This is a genomic window from Guptibacillus hwajinpoensis (assembly GCF_001039475.1).
GTDB lineage: Bacteria > Bacillota > Bacilli > Bacillales > Guptibacillaceae > Guptibacillus > Guptibacillus hwajinpoensis.
This window is the reverse complement of record NZ_LELK01000001.1, coordinates 1,140,786-1,157,692: the sequence shown is the minus strand read 5'-3', so window position 1 is coordinate 1,157,692 and position 16,907 is coordinate 1,140,786. Positions and strand designations below refer to the sequence as shown.

General features: G+C 39.2%; 23 protein-coding genes. 16 read left to right on the top strand and 7 right to left on the bottom strand.

Translation table 11 applies throughout. The annotated features are described in order from the left end of the window. Positions 1–53: 53 nt before the first annotated feature. Complete coding sequence (locus AB986_RS05870) at positions 54–1,130, top strand: CAP domain-containing protein (protein ID WP_053216049.1); 1,077 nt, start codon at positions 54–56, stop codon at positions 1,128–1,130. Here the strand turns inward: AB986_RS05870 and AB986_RS05865 are convergent. Further along, complete coding sequence (locus AB986_RS05865) at positions 1,117–1,611, bottom strand: PaaI family thioesterase (protein WP_053216048.1); 495 nt, start codon at positions 1,609–1,611, stop codon at positions 1,117–1,119. The two genes, AB986_RS05870 and AB986_RS05865, sit on opposite strands and share 14 nt — an antisense overlap. 148 nt (positions 1,612–1,759) lie before the next feature. Here AB986_RS05865 and ylbD point away from each other — a divergent pair, with 148 nt between their 5' ends. The 3 genes from ylbD (at position 1,760) to AB986_RS05850 (ending at position 2,891) form a co-directional block, all read left to right on the top strand. After that, positions 1,760–2,152, top strand: coding sequence for a spore coat protein YlbD (gene ylbD, locus AB986_RS05860; RefSeq protein WP_048309929.1), 393 nt, complete (start codon positions 1,760–1,762; stop codon positions 2,150–2,152). A gap of 11 nt (positions 2,153–2,163) precedes the next feature. After that, a complete protein-coding gene (locus tag AB986_RS05855; RefSeq protein WP_048309928.1) occupies positions 2,164–2,397 on the top strand; it encodes a YlbE-like family protein in 234 nt (77 codons plus the stop codon). 104 nt (positions 2,398–2,501) lie between these two features. Beyond that, positions 2,502–2,891: a hypothetical protein gene (locus AB986_RS05850; RefSeq protein WP_053216047.1), complete on the top strand. Its 390-nt coding sequence runs from the start codon at positions 2,502–2,504 to the stop codon at positions 2,889–2,891. 23 nt (positions 2,892–2,914) lie between these two features. Here AB986_RS05850 and AB986_RS05845 read toward each other — a convergent pair whose 3' ends face one another. Then, positions 2,915–3,718: an ATP-grasp domain-containing protein gene (locus AB986_RS05845; protein WP_152670928.1), complete on the bottom strand. Its 804-nt coding sequence runs from the start codon at positions 3,716–3,718 to the stop codon at positions 2,915–2,917. Between the two features lie 167 nt (positions 3,719–3,885). Here AB986_RS05845 and AB986_RS05840 point away from each other — a divergent pair, with 167 nt between their 5' ends. After that, the gene (locus AB986_RS05840; RefSeq protein ID WP_048309927.1) at positions 3,886–4,326 is read left to right on the top strand and encodes a YlbF/YmcA family competence regulator; all 441 of its coding nucleotides are present in this window, start codon (positions 3,886–3,888) and stop codon (positions 4,324–4,326) included. Between the two features lie 25 nt (positions 4,327–4,351). On the opposite strand, the gene AB986_RS05835 is transcribed toward AB986_RS05840, so the two are convergent. Next, the gene (locus AB986_RS05835; protein ID WP_048309926.1) at positions 4,352–4,672 is read right to left on the bottom strand and encodes a hypothetical protein; all 321 of its coding nucleotides are present in this window, start codon (positions 4,670–4,672) and stop codon (positions 4,352–4,354) included. A 146-nt stretch (positions 4,673–4,818) separates the two neighbouring features. Here AB986_RS05835 and AB986_RS05830 point away from each other — a divergent pair, with 146 nt between their 5' ends. Then, positions 4,819–5,094, top strand: coding sequence for a YlbG family protein (locus AB986_RS05830; protein WP_048309924.1), 276 nt, complete (start codon positions 4,819–4,821; stop codon positions 5,092–5,094). Between the two features lie 172 nt (positions 5,095–5,266). Here AB986_RS05830 and AB986_RS05825 read toward each other — a convergent pair whose 3' ends face one another. After that, a complete protein-coding gene (locus AB986_RS05825; RefSeq protein ID WP_048309923.1) occupies positions 5,267–5,653 on the bottom strand; it encodes a DUF7147 family protein in 387 nt (128 codons plus the stop codon). A 113-nt stretch (positions 5,654–5,766) separates the two neighbouring features. Between AB986_RS05825 and AB986_RS05820 the strand changes: the two genes are divergently transcribed. The 3 genes from AB986_RS05820 (at position 5,767) to coaD (ending at position 7,768) form a co-directional block, all read left to right on the top strand. Then, a complete protein-coding gene (locus tag AB986_RS05820; protein WP_048309922.1) occupies positions 5,767–6,087 on the top strand; it encodes a hypothetical protein in 321 nt (106 codons plus the stop codon). 584 nt (positions 6,088–6,671) lie between these two features. Next, positions 6,672–7,271, top strand: a complete 600-nt coding sequence (rsmD, locus tag AB986_RS05815; RefSeq protein WP_269082689.1) for a 16S rRNA (guanine(966)-N(2))-methyltransferase RsmD — start codon at positions 6,672–6,674, stop codon at positions 7,269–7,271. Positions 7,272–7,273: 2 nt separating this feature from the next. After that, positions 7,274–7,768: a pantetheine-phosphate adenylyltransferase gene (gene coaD / locus AB986_RS05810; RefSeq protein ID WP_048309920.1), complete on the top strand. Its 495-nt coding sequence runs from the start codon at positions 7,274–7,276 to the stop codon at positions 7,766–7,768. A 26-nt stretch (positions 7,769–7,794) separates the two neighbouring features. Here coaD and ylbJ read toward each other — a convergent pair whose 3' ends face one another. Further along, a complete protein-coding gene (ylbJ, locus tag AB986_RS05805) occupies positions 7,795–9,012 on the bottom strand; it encodes a sporulation integral membrane protein YlbJ (protein ID WP_048309919.1) in 1,218 nt (405 codons plus the stop codon). A gap of 120 nt (positions 9,013–9,132) precedes the next feature. On the opposite strand from ylbJ, the gene AB986_RS05800 reads away from it, so the two are divergent. Together AB986_RS05800 and AB986_RS05795 are read left to right on the top strand one after the other, a co-directional pair. After that, complete coding sequence (locus tag AB986_RS05800) at positions 9,133–9,921, top strand: patatin-like phospholipase family protein (RefSeq protein ID WP_048309918.1); 789 nt, start codon at positions 9,133–9,135, stop codon at positions 9,919–9,921. Continuing rightward, positions 9,918–10,946, top strand: coding sequence for a SepM family pheromone-processing serine protease (locus AB986_RS05795; RefSeq protein WP_048309916.1), 1,029 nt, complete (start codon positions 9,918–9,920; stop codon positions 10,944–10,946). Before AB986_RS05800 ends, AB986_RS05795 begins: the two co-directional genes overlap by 4 nt. Positions 10,947–10,989: 43 nt before the next feature. On the opposite strand, the gene AB986_RS05790 is transcribed toward AB986_RS05795, so the two are convergent. Beyond that, a complete protein-coding gene (locus AB986_RS05790; protein WP_048309915.1) occupies positions 10,990–12,204 on the bottom strand; it encodes a nucleotidyltransferase in 1,215 nt (404 codons plus the stop codon). Positions 12,205–12,431: 227 nt separating this feature from the next. Here AB986_RS05790 and AB986_RS05785 point away from each other — a divergent pair, with 227 nt between their 5' ends. The 4 genes from AB986_RS05785 to AB986_RS05770 all read left to right on the top strand — a co-directional run bounded on the left by AB986_RS05785 (position 12,432) and on the right by AB986_RS05770 (position 14,686). Then, entirely contained in the window at positions 12,432–12,968 is a 537-nt protein-coding gene (locus tag AB986_RS05785; RefSeq protein WP_048309913.1) for a YceD family protein, read from the top strand. 53 nt (positions 12,969–13,021) lie between these two features. Continuing rightward, positions 13,022–13,195, top strand: a complete 174-nt coding sequence (gene rpmF, locus AB986_RS05780) for a 50S ribosomal protein L32 (RefSeq protein ID WP_048309912.1) — start codon at positions 13,022–13,024, stop codon at positions 13,193–13,195. 66 nt (positions 13,196–13,261) lie between these two features. Then, positions 13,262–14,035: an enoyl-CoA hydratase/isomerase family protein gene (locus AB986_RS05775; RefSeq protein WP_048309911.1), complete on the top strand. Its 774-nt coding sequence runs from the start codon at positions 13,262–13,264 to the stop codon at positions 14,033–14,035. An 87-nt stretch (positions 14,036–14,122) separates the two neighbouring features. Beyond that, a complete protein-coding gene (locus AB986_RS05770) occupies positions 14,123–14,686 on the top strand; it encodes an RsfA family transcriptional regulator (protein ID WP_152670927.1) in 564 nt (187 codons plus the stop codon). A 31-nt stretch (positions 14,687–14,717) separates the two neighbouring features. On the opposite strand, the gene AB986_RS05765 is transcribed toward AB986_RS05770, so the two are convergent. Further along, positions 14,718–15,191, bottom strand: coding sequence for an N-acetyltransferase (locus AB986_RS05765; RefSeq protein ID WP_048309908.1), 474 nt, complete (start codon positions 15,189–15,191; stop codon positions 14,718–14,720). Between the two features lie 226 nt (positions 15,192–15,417). Between AB986_RS05765 and AB986_RS05760 the strand changes: the two genes are divergently transcribed. Beyond that, entirely contained in the window at positions 15,418–16,758 is a 1,341-nt protein-coding gene (locus tag AB986_RS05760) for an acetyl-CoA carboxylase biotin carboxylase subunit (RefSeq protein ID WP_048309906.1), read from the top strand. The last annotated feature ends 149 nt before the right edge of the window (positions 16,759–16,907 follow it).

Sequence of the window (16,907 nt, the reverse complement as noted above, 5' to 3'; positions counted from 1 at the left end):
CGATTGATAGGAGGGATAAGGCATAATAGATACAATGAAATGGAGGCGATCTAATGATTGGGAACATGCTTCGCTTCGTAATACTAATCGTCATAATAGTGATTGGACTGGATGTATATGAACGAATAGACTGGAACACAGTTGTTCCAGAAGTTGAACGGATTATTAATGAAGAGACAGAAGTGCTTGATGAAACGACTAAAGATAAAGATGAGCCTGAGATAACTAGCGAACCATTGCCTGCACTAACTGGTATAGAAAAGTGGATTGGAAATAGTTCGGAAGGCATTACGCAGGAGCTTGGAGAACCCGATCGAGTAGATCCTTCTTCCTATGGCTACGAGTGGTGGATTTATGAGCAGTCAAGTTCAGAATATCTCCAAGTAGGTATTGAAGAGGGAAAAGTAGTAACGGTTTTCTTTATGGGGAATGTTGAAGCTGGTGATAACTATCCTATGGGTGAGAATGCTGAAACGGTTTTTAATGATACAAGGCCAGATAAGGAAATTTCACTTAAAGTAAATGATTATGACTATCGCTTCCAACTTTCAAGCGAAGAATTACAGCAAAAACCTCTCGTGAAAATCCATGACGAACTTTTTGCGCAATATTACTTCGATAAATTTAATGGAAGCTTAAGAGCTGTAAGACTTGCTGAACCACACGTTCTTGTGAAGCAACGACCATACGCCGTTTCTTATCGCGGTGAATTAATGGATGCCGAAACGCTTTCTAATAGTCAGTGGGAAGAAGTTCAAACAGCAATGGAGAAGCAAATCTTCGCTATGACAAACGTTCTTAGAAACCTTTCCGATAAGAAACCCCTTTCTTATAATCAAGAAGTATCCAAAGTTGCGTTCGGTCATAGCAAAGATATGGGTGATAATAACTACTTCTCACATACTTCTCCATCAGAAGGCGAACTTTCTGACCGATTGAAGAGTGGTGATGTGTTATATAGTTACGCTGGAGAGAATATTGCAGCAAGGTATCCAGATGCAGGAGCATCTATGATTGGATGGTTAAACAGTAAAGGGCACCGTGAAGCGCTTCTAAATGAAGAGTTTACGGAAATAGGCGTTGGTGTTTATCGGGAATATTATACTCAGAATTTCATTAAACCTTTCTAGGTATTATCATGAAATTGCCTGTTGCGGTTGCAATGATTGTCTGATCATCACGAAATACGTTTGCCTTTACAACCCACCTCGTCTCACTTTTAAACAATACTTGAGAGCGGCATCTTAATTCTTGCCCACTTCCTTTAGCTAGGTAGTGAATGTTCATCTCTGATGTTACAGCTGCTTTAGTTGAGGGGAGAGACTGATGGACAAGTGAACCCATTGCAATATCAATAAGAGAAGCTGTGACCCCTCCATGGGCAATCTGGAGAGGGTTATGAATAAGCTCTCGATTTGGTATGATGCTTTCGTATGTATTGTCGTTAATGAGTTTACTGCTAATTCCTAAATAACCTGCTAAATACGTTTTGTAATGGTTACTTTGTTTCTTCTTTACTCCTTCTAGTAAGGAGTAAAGATTTTTTCTTTCTTCGTTTGTTGACTTTTCAAGTATTTCTGATAAAAGTGCATGTATGTTTTCCTTTTCCAATTTTGAATTCCTTTCCTAAGCAAGATCGTTACGTATTCATTTTAACAATAATGGTCGTATGCACCAACAAATAGGCGCACAATTGTCAAAAGTCTAATTATTATGTAGTAAGACCATTTATGGTTAGCAAGAAATGGAGGTGGCGAATATGCCTGAAACGCAGTCGAGTCAAAAAGTTCAGGAATTTAAAACATTCGTCAAAGCAAATCCTTTTGTTCTTAAGAAGGTGAAGCGTGGTGAAAAAACTCTTCAGGAGCTTTTTGAGGAGTGGATGCTTTTCGGTGAGGATGATCAAACCTGGTTTGACGATGAGGAGGATCAAGGAGAAAAAGAGGCAACTACAGCTGATAAAAGCAACAAAGTAGCTGGTATGCTTTCTGCTATTAAACAAATGAACTTAGACGAAGTGCAAAAAGGAATTGAACAATTTAGCGGAGCGGTTTATTCAATACAAGAAGTTCTTTCACAATTCCGTTCCAAGCCAAAGCAGCAAGCACCTTATATTCACTCCCATTCCCCATTTCCATTTCGTCATGACTAGGAGGGGGTTTAATGCGTGAAGAAGTGCAGGATTTTTTATCTTCACGGCAAGATTTAGTCTATTTCTTAAGAAACCAACCGATATGGTATCGACGCTTAAGCAGAGAACCATATGCACTAAAGGAATTCGAAGAAGCTTCAAAAGTTTTTTATGGTCAAACTTTTCCACAACGGGTTGATCGATTCCAAAACCAATTAAACATGGTGAATATGATGCTTGCATTAGTGACCCAATTGAAAAATTAGGGTCCTTTTTTATGTGAATTTAAGTTGTTTTAATGGAAATTCTAATCTTAATTCATTAATTAAAGTGGTTTGGGCACACTGAAGAGCAAAGGGGTGTGTCCAAAATGAAAGTGAGCGGTCGAGGCTGGAAACAAGTGATTGTCGTTTTACTGATGATTCTTTGTTGTGTTCCAGTAGTTGGATTCAGCGAATCATTGGAGGAAGAGGTCGCAGCAAAGTCAGATCCTGTTCTTGTTAATCATCGAATAAAGAACAAAGATTTGTTCGTTGAATGTGTGATTCCTAATTTCTCATTTGATCCACATAATGATAAAAAAGATTATCATGGGTATATTGATGTATTCCTTGATGGCAAAAAGCAAAAATCCGTCAAACAAGCTGCCTTTATTGTTCATAACCTACCAGAAGGAAAACACATCATTCGGTTGGATATTATGCGAAAAGACGGTGGAAGGTACTTATCTCTTGAAGAATTTGAAGTAGAAATAAAATAAGTCTCTATATAGAGACTTATTCGTTATGATATATGTCGGTAAGGTGTTGTTGGAGGAACGAGTGGGGGGAACTGATCCTGCAAGTAATTGAAAATCATTTTTTCGATTTGAATACCTTGTTGAACTAGAGCTTGATTTCCGAACAAACAATTGAATTCTAAGAAGTAATACTTCCCATTAGCGAAAACAACGTCAAATCCGGCATGGTCGATTCCTAATGCTTTAGCTGTTTTGTCTACGAGCTGAAGAGCCTCTTCAGGTATATTATGAAAAGAAAGTTTGCCACCTTGTGCTACGTTATTATGGAAAGAGTCTCCACCGATTCGCCAGTAGGCAGATACAACGGTATTTCCTACATAAACGACACGTAGATCTTTTTCGATTGGTAAGTACTCTTGGACATATAGAACGTCATTTTGTTCAGCGTATGCAAGGAAATCTTCTCGTGAGCGAATAAGAAAGACACCTTTACCCATCGAGCTGCGCACTTCCTTTGCGACAAATGGAAATGGAAATGTATCTAGAATACGTTCAATCGTTGCTTTTGAACTCCCCGCAATTTCAGTATAAGGCATAAGATCAGGTTTGATTGACCAGAACGCCCTTGTCATTTCAATTTTATCGAATCCTAGTTGAATGGATTGAATGGAGGGGAAAATCTTTTTATTTAAACCATAAACAAGAGAGTTCACCTGCCACTTTTCAGGGAAAAGCAGCACATCTGATGCGCGGATTTCGTCTATTTTATTAAACATGTGATCGGGTTTAACGTAAGAAATACCTGGCATACCTAGTGTTCGGAATGGATTAAAGGTGAGAAGTTTCACAGTTTGATTTGTCTTCCTTTCTAAGATGAAAACACATAAATCTAGAAAATTATAGATCTGAATACATAATAAGTCAATAACCAAATAGTGGGCAGTGACTTCTGTTTGCTTTAGAAGACTGGTCAGCGCCTTGCTTAAAGTGGTAAGATAAGGGCGGAGGTGTAAGTATGATTGCTACTCTAGATAGTGTTATGATTTTAGACCAGGCTGAAGAGCTTGGGTTCATGATAAAAGATTCAGAAGTTGCTCATGATTATCATGAGGCAAGAAAGAAGTTAGCAAAGAATAAGGAAGCACAAGGACTCATAAAACGTTTCTCTGAATTAAAGGAACTTTATGATGAGGTTCAGCGATTTGGGAGATACCATCCTGACTTCATGACGATTACAGTGAAGGTTCGTGAGGCTAAGCGAGATATGGATCTACACGATGATGTAGCGGCATTCAAGAAAGCAGAGACCGATCTTGAATCATTGCTTGTTGAAGTATGTTCTCTTCTTGCTGGAGAAGTTTCACCTTCAATAAAAGTTCCATCAGGTAACCCGTTCTTTGATAATCAATCTTGTGGAGGCGGTTGCGGCTCAGGCGGCAGCTGTGGATGCGGTTAACCAGAGCAATATGCTCTGGTTTTTTTTATTCTCTGAAGCGAATACAATCTGGACAAAGATTACCACAGCAGAACATTTTTTCTTGTGGAACGAGAAAGCGTACGCGATACACCATAAGTGATTGATCCTCACGAACAAATGAATAGTCCATCTGTAATCGCTTACCTTTCATAACCTTAGCTGCCTCTACTTTTATTAAGGTTTCAATCGTAGCTTTTCCGATGCCTGTATTTACTGTAAAATAGAGAAAGGGTATACCGGTGATTTTTTTTTTAGAAACGGTGCTAACAGCAGTTGATTTCGCTAGTTGGGTTAAAAACGGTGTCCATATATCATCAAGGTTCATTGTATTGCATCCTTTCTCATACACAGTCTACTGTTATCCTAACCGAAACATATTCAAATGACCAACACTCTGTTCATTCTTGATATCAAGCACCTTTCGTGCTAGGTTTGAATAAGAAGATTTCAAAAGTAAAGGGGAAACGAGTCATGTTTGTAGAACGAGTTGGCTTAGCAGTCTATATTCAGTCACTAAAGCATGCCAAACAATTAAGAAGGTTTGGAAATGTACATTATGTTTCCTCGAAACAGAAGTATGTTGTAATTTATATTAATCTTGATCAGCTTGAGGCGACTAAAGAACGATTGAATTCCCTTCATTTTGTGAAGCGAGTGGAACCCTCTAAGCGTCCAGAAGTGCAAACTGAATATCAGAATGCAAAGCCTGATAAAGCGAAACAATACGATTATAAAATGGGTCTATAGAAAGCCGTTCCTATTGATGGATGGCTTTTTTATTTTGCTTCTATACAGAAATGCAAATTCTACATAAAAGGTTACATTTACGGATAAGATTGAATGTATTTTAGTGCAATTTCTATCTATGTACAAGAAAAGCAGGAGTCGGGACTCCTGCTTTTCTTGTTATGTATGGCGATTAGCTTAGAGGGGGAATTAAGTTATTTAGTCTAAGAATGCCAATAATATAGTTGTAATATAACTCTTTTTCGTTAAATTCACTTGAAGGCTTTACTTCAATAGGAATGATGGGTATCTCTAATGTCTCACTCATTTCTTCAAATAGCTGCAATCTCCTAACAGAAGGGTCTTTTGCAGGAATGCCTTCTCTACAAATATAAAGTGGTTGAAGATTTCCTTCACCAGCCGGCTTCAATACAACAACAGGCGAAACGACTTCACGGTTTTTAGTGACGGTTTTAAGTAATAATAGACGGTGAACACGATTAGAATTGGTTCTCGCAAGTTCGACTAGCTCATAAATATCAGAATAGCCTTCTCCGAGTTCAATAAAACGTTGAATCATGATAGTGTACTCCTTTCATTCTGTTCAGAAATCCTCTCATAATGTAGCATGAATTCTTTATGATGGAAAGGATAAAGCGTTTGCATTAAAATGATAAGAAAGGAGGTTCTTCTATGGGATCGATTCTGCTTCTAGTTACGTTAGTAGGAGGTTTACTCTATTTGTACTGGAAAGGAAGAAATGCTAAAGAGGAAACCATTGATAAAAAACTAATTCAGGGACTGATCATTGCTGACATTCTTGCTGTACTTGTTCTCCACGGCGTTATCACGGCTGCTGAGGCAGAGTTACTGTCAGATCAATCTTTGTCAGATGTCGAAGATTATCTGTATAACCATACAACTATTACGGAGGATGAGTTAGGTGATTGGATCCATCATGATTGGAATGGTATTCAAGTAGCTGATCTACCATTTGATCTTGATTCAGGTTGATCTTAAAGGTCTTACTTATTTTAGTCTATGTTAATGAACAGTGTTGATTTTTGGCTCATTTACGCACTGCGGCGAATGGTCAGCGAGTGAAACTAAGGTTTCAATCGAATGAGCCAAAAATCGAGAAATCAACAATTTGAGATAACATAGCCTTATTTTAAAAGATTTTTGTTTTTTAAAGAGATTTTGAATAAAAACTACACTTCGTTGTTGATTGGAGCGGAAGGTGCTCGACTCCTGCGGGACTAGCGGGACAGACCCCACAGGAGCGTTAGCGACGAGGAGGCTCACCGCCCGCCCCGCGGAAAGCGAGCATCCTGGAGCGGAAATCAACTACCACTCTTAGCCATTCAAAAAAAATACCCGCAGGATATACTTCCTGCGGGTGCCTTAAGCCGTTAAGCTAAGGCAATGGGAGAGGAGAAACCGGAGGAAGAACTTATGGGGAAACGTAAGTCTTCTCCGTGGTAGCAGCAACGTTAACCTGAAACGATGCTGCTACGTTTAGTATCACCATGAACTTTTCGTTTATACATTGATTTTAGCTTTCCCTTTTTTTGTGGTAGGATAAGTAGGAATATGGAATGGATAAGGTTGTGAGAGAGATGCGTATCATTGCAGGAGAGTGTAAAGGAAGGCATATTAAGCCTGTTCCTGGTATGTCCACAAGACCAACAACAGATAAAGTCAGAGAGTCTATCTATAATATGATCGGTCCTTTTTTCGATGGAGGACAAGCTCTCGATCTCTATGGTGGAAGTGGAGCACTGGGCATTGAAGCTTTGAGTAGAGGTATGAGCAAATGTATTTTTGTAGATCGTGATAGCAAAGCGATTGAGACTATTAAATGGAACCTTGAACAAACTAAATTTACAGGTTCTGCAGAAGTTTTTCGCAATGATTCAAAACGTGCGCTAAAAGCACTTAACAAACGAGAAATGACTTTCACGCTTGTGTTACTTGATCCCCCGTACCATAAAGAACAAATTCTTTATGATCTTGAGAAGCTATGCACTTTTGAGCTTCTAGAGGATAAGGCAACCATTGTAGTAGAACATAAAAAGGAAGTGACACTTCCAGAAGCGGTTGCTGAGCTACAAATGACTCGCCAAGAAACCTATAGTGGTAAAACAACGATTTCGATTTATACATATGAACAGCCGGCTGTTGAGAAGGAGGATTAGTCATGGGTAAGATTGCGGTTTGTCCAGGTAGTTTCGATCCGGTAACGTTTGGTCATCTAGATATTATTAAACGAGGCGCAAGAGTATTTGATGATATTAAAGTTGTTGTTCTTAATAACCAAAGTAAGTCCACCCTTTTTTCAGTAGATGAACGTGTTGAGTTATTAAAAGAAGCAACGAAAGATATTAGTAATGTAACGGTTGATTCTCATCGAGGGTTATTAATTGAGTACGCAAAAGAAGTAGGAGCTTCTACAATCCTTCGAGGATTGCGTGCCGTTTCAGATTTTGAATATGAGATGAAGATCGCATCTATTAACAGAAAACTTGAAGATGAAATCGAAACATTCTTTATGATGACGAACAACCAGTATTCGTTTCTAAGCTCTAGCATTGTGAAAGAAATAGCAAAATACCACGCTCCAGTTTCTGATCTTGTACCAGAAATTGTTGAAAATGCATTAAGACAAAAGTACGCTGAATCCCCGTTAGACTAACGGGGGTCTTTTTTCTACCTAAAGAACTATGAGCTACTCGTGCGATTTCTCGTAATAGTTAGCACAATAAAGATGACTAAGAAAAAACATGTAATCCATGCCCCTGTTTGCTGTAACAAAAAATACAGTGTTTCTAGCATCGTAAGTGGATCATTCCTATTGAAGACCGGAAGCGTCACAGCACCTGAAGATAAAAGATTAATGTATATTGGTTTCCACAATACCAAAGTAAGAACTGCAGCGAATCCTCCGTGTAGGAGTCGTGCATAGAAAAATGGTTTGAAACGGATATCCGTATCAGCTAATATACTTGCTACTTGAGCCTGTACAGAGAATCCATTAAAAGCAAGAATGAAGCTTGTAATCATCGCCTGTGCTAGTAGTGGTGCTGAGCTCTCACTTGAAAGTCTACTTCCAAGTGTAATCTCAAATAGTCCAGATAGAAGCGGGATATCTAGTTCAGGAGGGAGCTGTAAAAGTAGCAGAGCCGTTCTAAGAATCCCTGCAAGAAATGCTGCAACACCAATGACGCCAATTAGCTCATTTAGCACAGAAAATAAAATAATAAAGCCTCCAACCATTAAGAGAGTTTTGATTGATGAGTGGACAGCATCGCCCATCATTTTTCCGAATGGCCTATTATCAGATATTCTTGTTTCATGAAGCGCTACAAATGCTTGGGTAACTCTAGACTGGTTAGAGCGTCTTGTTTCTTTGTATTCTTTTACTTCAGGGTGATGAAAACGCATGACGAGACCTACGAGTATATTGCCGGTATAATGAGCTGCAGCAAGAATAACGCCGAGTGCAGGGTTATGGAAAAAGCCTACAGCAACAGCAGCAAAAATAAAAAGAGGATTGGAACAGTTCGTAAATGATACGAGTCTTTCTCCTTCGATCGCTGTAATATCTTTATTAAGTCGAAGATGCGCAGTGTATTTTGCTCCTGCAGGAAAGCCTGAGGCGATTCCCATAGCAAGTACAAATGCTCCGGCACCAGGTACACGAAAAAGCGGTCTCATCAAAGGTTCTAACAAAATCCCGATAAAGCGAACCACTCCAATGCTTATGAGAAGTTCAGAAATGATAAAAAAGGGTAATAAAGAAGGAAATACAATCGTCCACCACATCGAAAGGCCGCTATTTGAAGCCTCAAGTGTATGTTCTGGGAATAATATGACAGCGAGAGCAACGACCGTTACAGACGTTGCAAGCAATAATGTTTTCACCACTTGAACGTTCACAGAGGCATTCCTCCCAAAGGCGTTTATCTAATAATAAACCTGTCCGATAATTAAAATATACGTATGTGAGGAACAATTAGACCATATGATTAAGCAGGGATAGACAGGGAGGCATTCATGATGAATCGTCCTAAAATTGGGTTAGCACTTGGTTCGGGTGGTGCGAGAGGATTCGCACATCTCGGCGTTTTAAAAGTATTAATTGAGGAAAATATAACCATTGACTATATTGCAGGAAGTAGTATGGGATCACTCGTAGGTGCCATTTACGGAGTAGGTCATGATGTTGATACGATGGTCAAAATGGCGTCCCTTTTTAAACGGAAATATTATTTGGATTTTACAGTTCCAAAGATGGGCTTCATTGCAGGTAATAAAGTAAAAAGTTTAATTGAAACTCTTACACACGGGAAACAAATAGAGGATCTATCCCCGCCCCTTGCTATCGTTGCAACGGATATTATTAAAGGAGAAAAGGTCGTATTCAAATCGGGTCCAATTGCTCAGGCCGTTCGAGCGAGTATCGCTATCCCAGGGATACTAGTTCCGGAGCGAATTGGAGACCGGCTTCTCGTCGATGGAGGCGTCATCGATCGCGTCCCTGTTTCGGTAGCACGAGAAATGGGCGCAGACCTTGTGATAGCTGTTGACGTATCGGATGTAAAAAAAGAACCTGATGTTACCTCAATTATTGACGTTATTATGCAGAGTATTGATATCATGCAAACTGAAATGGTCCGTCTACATGAAATTAATGCGGATATTATGATAAAACCTCGACTGGAATCATTTCAATCAAGGGCATTTACGAATGTGGTTGATATTATCAAGATAGGGGAGGAAGAAGCCCATCGCCACCTTGATGAAATACATAAGGCGGTTGAGGATTGGAAGGAGAAGAATAAATGAACAGAGGCACCAAAAAATTTACTTTTATATGGGTCATGATTATTATAGTAGTTGCAGCATTTACATTTATCAACCTTCCATATTATGTAACGACTCCAGGTGAAGCTAAAGAATTAGATGATGTAATTAACGTAGATGGCGGCTCAGAAGATAAAGGAGAGTTCATGCTAACCACTGTCCGTGTCGGACAAGCGAATCTCATCCAATACGTTTGGGCGCAGTTTAATGAGTACCATGAATTGATTCCTGAAGAGTTAATCAAACGTGAAGGTGAGACAGATGAACAATATCATCAAAGACAGCTTGATGTCATGGCCAACTCTCAAACGAGTGCTACCATCGTTGCATATCAAGCTGCAGATAAAGGGATAGAGATTACGAATAATGGTGTTCTTGTTACTGGGGTTATTGACGGAATGCCCGCTGATGGCAAATTGGAAATTGGTGATCTTATTACCAGGGTAGATGATAAGAACATCAAAACGACAGAGGAACTTCTCGACAAGCTCGGAACGTATAGTAAGACCGAAACGGTCAACATTGCGTTTGACCGTGAAGGGAATAAGAAAGAGGTCGAAGTTGGTTTCTCTTCGTTTCCAGAGCCATATAATACAGAAAAAGGAAAGGTCGGTGTAGGTATTACAGGCCCAGTAACCTCGACATCGATTGAAACAGATCCAACAATTGACATTAAGACAGATCAAATAGGTGGTCCTTCAGCTGGACTGATGTTCTCGCTCGAAATTTATAACCAGTTAACAAAAGAAGACTGGACAAAAGGGTACGAGATTGCTGGTACTGGAACGATTAATGAAGAGGGTGAAGTAGGTCCAATCGGTGGCATTAAACAAAAAATCGTTGCCGCTGATTCGTCGGGAGCTGAAATTTTCTTAGCGCCTGTTGCTCATTCCAATTACGATGACGCAATGGAAGCTGCGGAAGATATAAAAACTGAAATGAAAATTGTACCTGTTGAAACGTTTCAGGATGCCATTGATTACTTAAAACAACTAAAAGCTGAATAATAATTTAACGCCCAGCAGGATTAACCTTGCTGGGCGCTTGCTGTTAGAGAATGATGGGAGACGTTTTATATTCTTTCATTAGAAATTCTTCTTGATGCTTACCGGTGAATCCTAGTGCATAAACTTGATTCACGCGTCTTTCAGTTGTTAGAAATGGATGGTGGAATTGATTAATATTGGAAACAAGTGGTACAGGAAGTGAATTTTTTATCTCATTTAAATAAGATCTTCCAACACCAGACATCCCAAGTAGTCTCAAGTAAGGTGCACGATCTTCTAGCGCAGGTCTCATCTCATCTTTCGTTGTTTCAGTTAAGATATGAAGCGCGAAACGTTGAATGCGTGTCCATGTATATCGCTTCGTTTTAACTGCTACCATAAAGTCCTGGAAGGTAGGAGCTGTTTTTGCCATTGTAATTAGTCGATTTTCGAGACCTTCTTCAGCTTCGTAAATGGAAGCAAGCTTCACAGGAGAGGCTGTTAGTAATTTGTATCTTAGTAAGTGATAAAGTTTGTGCCAACCGTGAAATGTGCTGTATGTTTCTTTGTATTGTTGTAATTCATTGTATGTAGGTTCAGGTACATAGGCTTGAATACTTTCAAGTGGACTACCTTTTGAGAGTAACTCGTTACGTATCCCGGTAGCACTTGCGATTTTAGTATCGGTCAGCTCCTGATCGTGGTAGCCTGCTTTTGTACGAAGAATGGTAGTCGGTCTTATGGGAGCGTTTTGTGCATGAATCGCTCTCACATACTGAAATCCAAGAATGTTGTTCGGTTGAGATAAATCAAGAACGTCTTCATGCCCTTGCAGGCTTTGAAAAGCAAGCGAGGTTGCTTTTGGATAGTTATTTCCTTCACTCATGAAATATTTAATTCGCTCGTTGTATTCTTTCTCATGAGAATCAACAAATGCTATTGTGTTTTGAAATTCATGAATAGAGCCTGACTCACTTCCGAAGCAAAGCTCGTCAACTCCGATAGAGGAGAGGAGTGAAATTGCTCCTTTTGCAAAGATTTCAGCTTTCTGGGTAGCATACACATAGGGAAGTTCTATAACGATGTCAACGCCATTTTGCAAAGCCATCCGCGTTCTAGACCACTTATCAACAAGTGCAGGTTCTCCCCGCTGGAGAAAAGAGCCGCTCATTACAGCAACAACAACGTCTGCACTTGTTACCTTTCTTGTTTCATTCAAATGATAGAGATGTCCATTATGAAAAGGGTTGTATTCAACAATAACGCCAGCAATTTTCATTCAAATGCTCCTTTCTGACAAATGATAGAGGACGATCAATGAATGAATGTCTAGTTTATCCTCTATGAAATTCAGCTTCATTTTAATTAGTTGAATTCAGTGTTTTTACTCTGGTATGATTAAGACTATACCAATAAGCTTTCTATAACAACTGGTGTAAAGAAAAAATATTGACATTTATGTATTTTGTAGCTATAATACTTTTGTTGCCTTGAGGTGATAGACAGATGAAATGGTCAATTGAACAATTGAAGTCCTTTAAACTGAAAGGTCTTACAATTGACGAAGAAGTGAATGTAGAGGAACTGAAGGAACGTAATACGGATATCCGTGAGATTACGCCAGTTCATGTTACCGGTGAAGCGTCGTTTCACGGTAATAAGGTTACCTTTCATCTCACAGTGAAAGGCAAAATGGTTCTTCCATGCGCCAATACACTTGAAGATGTAGATTTCCCGTTCGTACTTCGTCCAATGGAGACATTTGTGCTTGAAGCAAACACAAATGGCCTTGATTTTGAGGTGGAAGATGAAGAAATTCATCAAGTTTCGGGAAATACGGTTGACTTAGTTCCGTATATTAAGGAAAATATACTTTTGGAGATTCCGATTCGAGTAGTGAAATACAGCTCCGAATCAGAAGAAATGCCAAAAAAATCCGGTAATGGATGGGAAGTTATTACTCGCGAGCAACCAAAAGAAAAGGTTGATCCGCGTATGGCCGGTTTAGCTGACTTTTTCAATAAGGAAAATGAAGATAACTAATCGGTAAATATAACTTCTGTGAAATTAGTTAACTTTTTAAGGAGGTGGAAACAATGGCAGTACCAGCTAGAAGAACTTCTAAAACGCGTAAAAATAAGCGTCGTACTCATTATAAATTAGAAGTACCAGGAATGGTAAAATGCCCTAATTGCGGCGAATTCAAACTTTCTCACCGTGTTTGTAAAGAGTGTGGAAATTACAAAGGTGAGAACGTAGTAAGTAAGTAATTTTAGTGAAACAGAGAGAGAAATCTCTCTGTTTTTTTTATACCTAATTTTAGTAGGAGGTTCGACATGTCCAGTCTTTTAGAAAGTAGAAAAGATGGAGCTGCTATTCTTACGATTAACCGTTCTCTTAAGAGGAATGCCATTAATTATGATGTGATGGAGGAAATGTTAGAAGCGATCAGTAGAGCGGAGGCTGATTCTTCCGTAAGCTATATCATTGTGACTGGAAGTGGAGAGCAATCTTTTTGTAGTGGTGGAGACGTTCGTGAGTTTCACAATTTGCGAACAGAAGAAGAAGCTTATCCGATGCTAAGGAAGATGGGCACTGTACTAGAACGACTGTTTCTTTGTAAGAAACCAACCGTTGCGCTTTTGAATGGTCATGCTGTTGGGGGAGGTTCTGAGCTTGCTATTGCATGCGACTTTCGTATTTCAAGAAGTAACATTCAAGTAGGGTTCATACAAGGCTCGATAGGACTTACCACCGGTTGGGGAGGTACAGTATTTGCGCTAGAAAGAATGAAGTCGGATCATGCCATGCAAATGTTAATTAGCGCCGATCGTTATTCAGCTGAAGAGGCATTCGAAAAAGGATACATGACTTACATAACAAAATCAGCTAACTGGCACTCAGAAGCTTATGAATACATTGGGAATCTATTCAAGAGATCTTCACCGATTCTCTCTTCTTATAAAATGTATTGGTTGTCTCGTCTAGATCAAGATAAACTCTCTGAGAGAATTGAACAAGAGATTAGGAATTGTGCCAGACTGTGGGCAAAGGATGAGCACCATATCGCTGTTGAGGCATTTTTGAATAGAAAGAAAAAACAATCATAATAAAATACTTCTTTTTGAAATCTGAAAGTCTACTATATCTATCAAAAGCATAAGATGACTGTAAAACGGTTATTGGGGGGATTGCGATTGGTACCAATTCGCCAGGATGCATGGTCAAAAGATGAAGATGTTCTACTAGCAGAAGTCGTTTTACGGCATATTAGAGAAGCAAGTACACAACTTGCGGCATTTGAAGAAGTAGGCAAAAAATTATCACGAACGCCTGCTGCTTGTGGTTTTAGATGGAATTCATTAATTCGAAAGCAATATGAGCCTGCCATTACCCTTGCAAAAAAACAGCGCAAAGAGCAAAAGAAAAGCCAGCCAGAATATAACCTTGAATTAGCTTGTGAAGATCAAAGTCTGGATTTAATTGATGAAGCCATTGATCTACTCATTAAATCCAAATCCTATTTTTCTGAATTAGCAAAAAATGAAGCGTCATTACAGGAAACTCTTGCTGAAAATCTACAACTTAAACAGCATCTTCATCAGCTAGAGAAAGAGTATATGACTGTCCAGGAAGATTATCAATCGTTGTTAGAGATAATGGAAAAGGCGAGAAAGATGGTCATTTTCCAGGAAGAAGATCAGGGGAGCATGCGGTTTCAAATGGATGCTAATGGGAATTTAGAGAAAGTAAAAAAATAGGAGCGGCCCGACGTGGGCGGCTCCTTTCTAGTTATTCTTGTTCTGAAACACCGTCAGGGTACCATACATATGGGTTTTCGCCACGATCACGTTCTGGGTGATACGTTACAGCTTCAAACCCCATCTTCTCCCAGAACTCTCCAGATCCCTGTCTAGCATTCGTTTTCACTGGAACATTAAATGTTTTAGCGAAATTTACTAGTGTAGATCCGTAAGAACGATTGTGATATTGAGGAAGTACTTCAAGTTTCCATAGTTCAAGATAATCTTGTGGAGGATCGAAATATCGATCATATTTCTGATCGATGCGATATAAGCTCATTCTAGCCACGAGCGTATCTCCAAAGTAAATGCCATAGAATGGAGATTCGCTGTCATTTTCAATAATATTGTCTTGCAAATCTTCCATCATAGAAAGCTCTTGAATCCCATACTCTTTAAATTTCTTAAACTCTTCTAGAGTTTTGTAATTGATTACAAGTGGACGTACTGTCAAGTCTACCATAGCGACCCCCTCTGAAAAATTGCTTTCTATCGTGTCTACTGTGAAATAAATAGAATCTTCACTATTCTATTATACCTGAAAACATTCAACTTTTCCGCATTTCAAAAAACAAAGTCTAAAAGGAATAATTTGAATATTTGTTGAAACGTGATGCTCATTTAATGATATGATAAATGTAAGGGTTTTCAACCCATCCATACGTTATTGTTATGAGAGGAGCGAAAATGTGAAAAAAATCCTAATTGCAAACCGTGGTGAAATTGTAGAACGAATCATACGTACGTGCAGCAGACTTAATATCGAAACAGTTGCTGTTTATTCGAGTGCAGACAAAGATCTCCCATATGTAAGACAAGCAACAAAAGCATATGAAATCGGCGATCCGCCTGCAGCAAAGTCATACTTAAATCAGGAAGTTATTTTGAAAATCGCTCAAGAGGAGAATGTTGATGCGATTCATCCAGGATATGGATTCCTGTCAGAAAATGCATCCTTTGTAAGAAAAGTAGAGGAGCATGGTATAGCTTTCATTGGTCCATCAGCAGATGTTGTTGAATCAATGGGGGATAAGATAACAGCGAGAAAAACAATGATCGAAGCGGGTGTTCCTGTTGTACCCGGTAGTTCTGAGATTGAAGATGTCACAGCGGCTATCTCATATGCAAATGAAATCGGCTATCCAGTTATGTTAAAAGCAGCAGCTGGTGGAGGCGGTATTGGCATGCAACGCTGTGAGAATGATGAGCAACTTCAGAAAGCCTTTGCTTCTAGTCAAAACAGAGCAAAAGCTTACTTTGGTAATGGAGCTATGTTTGTTGAGAAATTTATTGACCAGGCTCGACATATCGAAGTTCAAATCGTTGGTGATAAACAAGGTAATCTTGTTCATCTTTATGAAAGAGATTGCTCAATTCAGAGGAGAAACCAAAAGGTACTTGAAGAAACACCTTCTCCATTCATATCTAGTGAAACAAGAGCTAGAATTGGTGAAGCAGCCAAAGCAGCTGCAGAGCATGTAAGTTATACAAATGCTGGAACCGTAGAATTTGTAATGGATCAAAACGAGAATTTCTACTTCCTTGAAATGAATACGAGGTTACAGGTCGAACATCCAATTACTGAAGAAACAATTGGTGTCGATTTAGTAGAATGGCAGCTTCTTGTAGCGGAAGGTCGATCTCTTCCATTGAAACAAGAAGACATAATGCCAACAGGTCATAGTATTGAGTTTAGATTATACGCAGAAGATCCTTCCACATTTATGCCATCACCAGGAAAGATCGAAACACTTCATTTCCCTGAAATGAAAAATGTTCGAATCGATTCAGGATATGAAAGTGGCTCAACTGTCTCACCATTCTATGATCCGATGATAGCGAAAATCATCGTAAATGGATCAACACGAGATGAGGCAATCAAAATAGGTCAGGCGTTTTTTGAACGTTTTTCATTAACCGGAATCAAACAAAATAGCCCTCTTTTTGCAAAGTTACTAGCAGAAGAGAAGTTTCAGCAAGGGAATTATTCAACAGCTTACTTATCTGAGAATCTTACAGTCAAAAAATAAGGCTATTTTCTAAAAGATTGTTGCTTTTGAAACAAATAAAACACCAAACTTCGCTAATTGGAGCGGAAGGATGCTCGACTCCTGCGGGACTAGCGGGACAGGTGAGACCCCACAGGAGCGTTAGCGACGAGGAGTCTCACCGCCCGCCC